Below are 5,436 nucleotides of genomic sequence, written 5' to 3'. Positions count from 1 at the left end.
GTTGCACCGTTTCGGGCCGGGGAAGCTCCTCATGCTCGATCGCGACGAGTCCGCCCTGCTGAACGTCCAGCTGTCGATCGCTGGGAAGCCCGACCTCGACTCCCCCAACCTCCTGCTCTGCGACATCCGCGACAAGCGCCGACTCAGGGAGATCTTCTCGGAGCACCACCCCGACGTCGTCTTCCACGCCGCCGCGCTGAAGCACGTCCCCCTGCTCGAGTCACACCCCGGCGAAGCCGTCCGGACGAACGTCTACGGGACGCTCGCCATGCTCGAGGTCTCCCACATGTTCGGCGTGGAGAAGTTCGTGAACATCTCCACCGACAAGGCGGCCGACCCCGAGAACGTGCTCGGCTACTCCAAGCGCGTGGCGGAGCGCCTGACCGCGACCTTCGCCGGGGAGGGGAAGGGCACGTTCATGAGCGTGCGCTTCGGCAACGTGCTCGGGAGCCGCGGCTCCATGCTCGAGACCTTCCGCCACCAGATCGAGCAGGGCGGTCCGCTAACGGTCACCCACCCGGACATCACGCGGTTCTTCATGACGATCGAGGAGGCCGTGCAACTCGTCATCCAGGCCGGCGCCATCGGTCGCGATGGTGAGGTGCTCATCCTCGACATGGGGGAGCCTGTCCGGATCCGCGACGTCGCCGAGCGCATGGCGGCCCGGGCGGACCGCGAGATCGAGATCGTCTTCACTGGACTCCGCAAGGGCGAGAAGATGCACGAGATCCTGTTCGGAGCGGATGAGCGCGGCGAGCGTCGGGAGCATCCGCTCATCACCCATGTGCCTGTGCCGCCGCTCGATCCGGCCAGGCTCTCCGCCCTCGATCCCGTCGGGCCCAACCCCTCCCTCATCGCGGTCTTCCGGAACCTCTGCTATCCGCGCGACGAAGCCGGCGACAGCTACGCGCGTCCGTCTCCGGTCTCCCAGGCAGGTGTCATGCCGGGGTCTGAGCCGACGGGCGGGGGCGCCCACGTCGTCTCCGAGCCCTCAAGGGAGCCGCTCTAGGGCGTTACGGCTCCCGGTGCCTCGGGTATGGCCCAACGCATCCGAGACAGGAGGCGTCATGTCCGAGCGAGTCACCTATCACGTCACCCCGTTCGGCAACGGCTGGAAGGTGGCCGCCCAGGGGGCCGAGTACGAGGTCGTCCGCGACAACAAGGACGACGCGGTGAACGAGGCCAAGGAGCTGGCGAAGCAGCAAGGCCTGGGGCAGGTCATCGTCCACAACCAGGACGGGAAGATCGCCGACGAGTTCACCTACGGGGAGGACCCGCGCGACATCCCCGGCTAGCTCAGCGCTGGGGCCGAGCTCCCTCCTGCACGGGCGCGGGGACGGTCCGGGCGGCTGGCTCCCGCTCGAACGGTGAGCGGTACCCGTAGTAGCGGTAGTACCCCTCGTCGTCGCGGCCCGCCTTCTGTCCGTTCATCACCGACCCGAGCAGCCTGCCCCCCACCTTGCGGATCAGCTCCCCCGCTTCCTTCACACGGTCGTCGCGGGTCTGTCCGGCGCGGATGACCAGGATGACGCCGTCCACCCTGGGCACCAGGGCCGAGGCGTCGGCCACGGGCAGGATGGGGGGCGTGTCCACGATGACCAGGTCGAACCGCCTGCCCAGGCGTTCCAGTACGTCGGTCATCTGCTTCGAGGCGAGCAGCTCGGCCGGGTTGGGGGGGATGGCTCCGGCGGGCAGCACCGCGAGCCCCTTCACCGGTGTCTCCACGACGGAGTCGTCGAGGGTGGCCCGGGCGACCAGGTAGGTGGTCAGCCCTCGGTCCCGGTGGGTCGGGAACGCCCTGTGCAGCGTGGGGCGGCGCAGGTCGGCCTCGACGAGCACCGTACGCACCCCGGCCTGCGCGAAGGCGACCGCCAGGTTGGTCGCGTTCGTCGTCTTGCCTTCCCCGGCGAACGGAGAGGTGACGACCAGCGTGCGGATCGGGTGCTCCACCTCCAGGAAGCGCACGGCGGTGCGCATCTTGCGGAAGGCCTCCGCGGTGGGCGACTGCGGGTCGCGCTCCAGGTACACGCCGTCGCGTTCGCCGCGGATCCGCGGGATGGACGCGAGCACCGGGACACCCAGGAGCTCCTCGGCGCGCTCGCGGCTCTTGACCCTCACGTCGAGCTGCTCGCCCAGGACCGCGGCGCCGGAGCCGAGGAGGGCGCCCAGCACCAGTGCGATGGCGACGTTGCGAACCGGTTTGGGGCTGACCGGTTCGTCGGGCTGCATCGCCGGCTCCACCACGGTCACCTTCACAGCTGCCTCGCCCGCACCCGGGGTCTCGAGCCGCTCCACCTCCGAGACGAACGCCTCCGCGACCGCGTTCACGACCCGCTGAGCCAGGACGGGATCGGTCGTCCGGTAGCTCAGCTCTATCCCGAGCGTGTTGCCCACGGGCTCGGCGCGGAGCCGTTCGGCGAGATCGGCCGGCTGGACGGGGAGCCCCGCCTCCTCCACCGCCTTCTCGGCGATCGGCCTCCGCTTGATGAGGTCGGCGTACGTCTCGAGCAGCTGTTGGGAGAGGAGGGCTATCTGGACGCCCTGCTGCACCTCGGTCCTCGATATCTGGCTCTGTCCGACCAGCAGGCGGGCGGTCGCCTCGTAGCGGGGGGTGGCGGTGACTGAGTACGCGACCGCCAGGCCGACCACGACCGCGGCGACACCGGCTGCCAACCAGAGGCGCTTGCGGAAGAGCCTGAGGTACTGCAGGAGTCCCGATTCCATCACCGGAATGGTATTCCGGCTAGGCGGATATTTCGCGGCAGAGGTCCTCGTAGGCTCGAGCCACGTCGTCCCACACGTAGCGCTCCCGAGCGCGTCCGCGGGCGCGGTCCCCGAGGGCTGGGAGGTCGCCGGCGGCGTGGGACCGGAGCAGCTCCGCGAGCCCGTCCGGGTCGGAGAAGAACCTCCCGGTGTCGCCGAGCACCTCCCGGTTGAACGTGACATCGAAGGCGAGCACGGTCGCCCCCGCCCCCATCGCCCGCAGGAGCGAGGGGTTCGTCCCGCCGACCGAATGGCCGTGCAGCACGGTGGCCGCCCCCGCGTAGAGGGAGTCGAGGAGCTCCTGGTCCCAGACACCCCCCACGAACCTGACCCCTGGAACACCGGAGTACCGCGCGCGCACCTCGCGCGCGTAGGCGCTGCGGTAGAAGACGTCGCCCACGACCACGAGCGGGAGCCCGATCGAGGAGCGCCGGTAGCCCTCGAGCATCAGGTCGATGTTGTTCTCAGGCTCGAAGCGGGCGACGATCAGGTGGAAGCCCGCGGGTGACAGCCCCATCGAGCTCAGACGCTCAGGGTCGGGCCCCCCGACGATGGGGGCCCCGTAGGAGATGAGGCGGGTGTCCGCGCCGTAGCGGTCCCGGTAGTAGGCGGAGATCCCCGCGGCGTCGGCGATGAGGGTGTCCGCCCACCGCACGGCGAGACGCTCGGAGGCGAGGTACCAGCGCTTCCCTACCGGCCCCCATTTCGCTCGCTTCCACTCGAGCCCGTCCACGTGCACGGCCATGGGAGCCCGCACGAGCGGCAACAGGACGGCGTTGGCCGCGTTGAAGAGGACGACAGAGTCGTATCGCTGCCTGGAGGCGTGGACGACGCTGAAGAGGGTGTGGACGAGGGTCTCCGCCACCTTCAGCCTCGGCGCCGGGAGGTGGACGAGCCGCATCCCGAGGTGACGGTCCGGACCCGAGCCACGGCAGTAGACGGTCACCTCGTGGCCCCGTGCGACGAGACGCCGTCCAACCTCCTCCACGCACGTCTCGAACCCCGAGTAACGCGCGGGCACCCCGCGGGTGCCCAGCATCGCGATCCTCACGTCGCCGCCTCTACGGCGGAACGGATGTGCTCGACGAGCTCTGCCGTGCGCGCAGACCAGGTGTGCGAGTGGACCCATGGATGCTCGACGGACGAGATCGCCTCCTCGAGGTAGCGGGCGACGGCATCGCCGAACCCGCTCGCCGTGCCGCGGACGTCGATGGTCGGGAAGCGGTCGGTGCCCGCGACCGGTGTGGTGACGATCGGTCTGGACGCGGCCGCGTACTCGTAGAGCTTCATCATGTCCCCGCCGATCTCGGCTTCCCCCACCGCGTGCGGCGCGATCGCCACGTCGAAGGCGCGCACGTAGGCGGGGAGCAGGCTGTAGTGACGGTCACCGAGGAGGTGGACGTTGGGCAGCGACCGCAGGGGGGCGATGTGCCGTCGCGAGAGCACGGGTCCGAGCAGCACGATCGATGCGCGCGGGAATCGGCCGGACAGGTGGGAGACCAAGCCCACGTCCAGACGCTCCTGCAGCTTCCCGACGTAACCGAGGATCGGACCGGGCAGCGACGCCAGGTCGGGGGGGACCTCGGTCTGGTGTGAGAAGGGGTCCGGATCGACGCCGTTCAGGATCGGCCGGATGTCGTCCCTCAGGTAGGAGTAGCGGCGCGCCGTCTCGACCGAGTTGGACGTGACCGCGGCTGCCGCGGGCAGGTACGCCTCGTACAGGCCCCTGAGTCGCGGGTGGGCTGCGCGGTACTGGGGGTGGCGGAGCCAGTCGTCGAGGAGGTCGATCGCCAGGGGATGTCCGAGGGAGCCGGCCACGGGGAGAGCGTTCACGTTCCAGCACAGGGCCACCGGTCGACGGACGCCGATGCGTCCGGCCGCTCTGCGCACCATCGGGCCGAGGGCGGGACGGAACGCGCGGTGCAGCCAGGCCCGTCGACGGAGGACGGGACCGACGAGTGCCGGAACGAACGTCCGGAGCACATGGGTGCGGTCGCCGGCCTCGACGAGGCGGGAGGTGCGCGAGAGCCGCTCGGACCCGTGCCCGGGCAACCCCAGCGGCTCGCGGCGGGCCACCCACTCGGCGAGGGTCACCGGTCGGTCGACGACCAGGATGCGCTCCACCTCCGGGTGGCGGGCCAGGTGCTGGAGGATGTGCAGGTCCCGGGTCCGGAACCCCTCCCTCAGGCCCTTCGACCAGGAGTGGAGAGGGAACGCGATCACGTCCACGGTCGTTGACTGCTCCCCACGGCCGCCGCGGCGAGGAAGAGGGCGAGCCCACTCACCGGCCACGCGTCCAGACCCGACCCCACCACGCCGTTGAGGACGAGGGCGGCCAGCATCACGGCCGCGAGGGGCGAGGCGTCGTGGTCCGAGCTGGCCCCGACCGCCCTCACCGCGAGGGGGACTAGGAGGGCGAGCCACAGCAGGACGCCGACGACCCCCAGCTCGATCTGCAGCTTCAGGAACATGTTGTGGGTGGTGAAGTGCTCCAGGCCGAGGCTCACGAACTCCTCGTCGTACGCGTCCGCCGCCGACCCGAGGCCGAACCCGGTGATGGGCTTCCTGGCCACGGCGCGCAGGGCGGTCGAGTACCCCTCCAGCCGGCTGGCGACCCGGCTCACGTTGTCCAGGTCGTATCGCGCCGCCTGGGTGACCGCCCAGGCCAGGCCT

Annotated in this window: 6 protein-coding genes; 2 read left to right on the top strand and 4 right to left on the bottom strand. The window is 70.4% G+C overall.

From position 1 onward, the window contains the following. Positions 1-1,009: polysaccharide biosynthesis protein (locus VM840_06935; protein ID HVL81306.1), on the top strand; the 1,009-nt coding region annotated here is incomplete at its 5' end. A 58-nt stretch (positions 1,010-1,067) separates the two neighbouring features. Continuing rightward, a complete protein-coding gene (locus tag VM840_06930; GenBank protein ID HVL81305.1) occupies positions 1,068-1,295 on the top strand; it encodes a DUF2188 domain-containing protein in 228 nt (75 codons plus the stop codon). 1 nt (position 1,296) lies between these two features. Here VM840_06930 and VM840_06925 read toward each other — a convergent pair whose 3' ends face one another. The 4 genes from VM840_06925 to VM840_06910 all read right to left on the bottom strand — a co-directional run. After that, a complete protein-coding gene (locus VM840_06925) occupies positions 1,297-2,724 on the bottom strand; it encodes a polysaccharide biosynthesis tyrosine autokinase (protein ID HVL81304.1) in 1,428 nt (475 codons plus the stop codon). 19 nt (positions 2,725-2,743) lie between these two features. Then, positions 2,744-3,814, bottom strand: coding sequence for a DUF1972 domain-containing protein (locus VM840_06920; protein HVL81303.1), 1,071 nt, complete (start codon positions 3,812-3,814; stop codon positions 2,744-2,746). Next, positions 3,811-4,992 carry a glycosyltransferase gene (locus VM840_06915; protein ID HVL81302.1) on the bottom strand — a complete coding sequence of 394 codons (1,182 nt, stop codon included), beginning with the start codon at positions 4,990-4,992 and terminating at the stop codon, positions 3,811-3,813. Before VM840_06915 ends, VM840_06920 begins: the two co-directional genes overlap by 4 nt. Continuing rightward, positions 4,983-5,436, bottom strand: a 454-nt coding sequence (locus VM840_06910) for an O-antigen ligase family protein (protein ID HVL81301.1), incomplete at its 5' end; no start/stop codon positions are given. The genes VM840_06915 and VM840_06910, both read right to left, overlap by 10 nt.

It is taken from the genome of Actinomycetota bacterium (assembly GCA_035540895.1).
Taxonomy (GTDB): Bacteria; Actinomycetota; JAICYB01; order JAICYB01; family JAICYB01; genus DATLFR01.
This window is presented reverse-complemented; position numbering and strand designations above follow the sequence as displayed.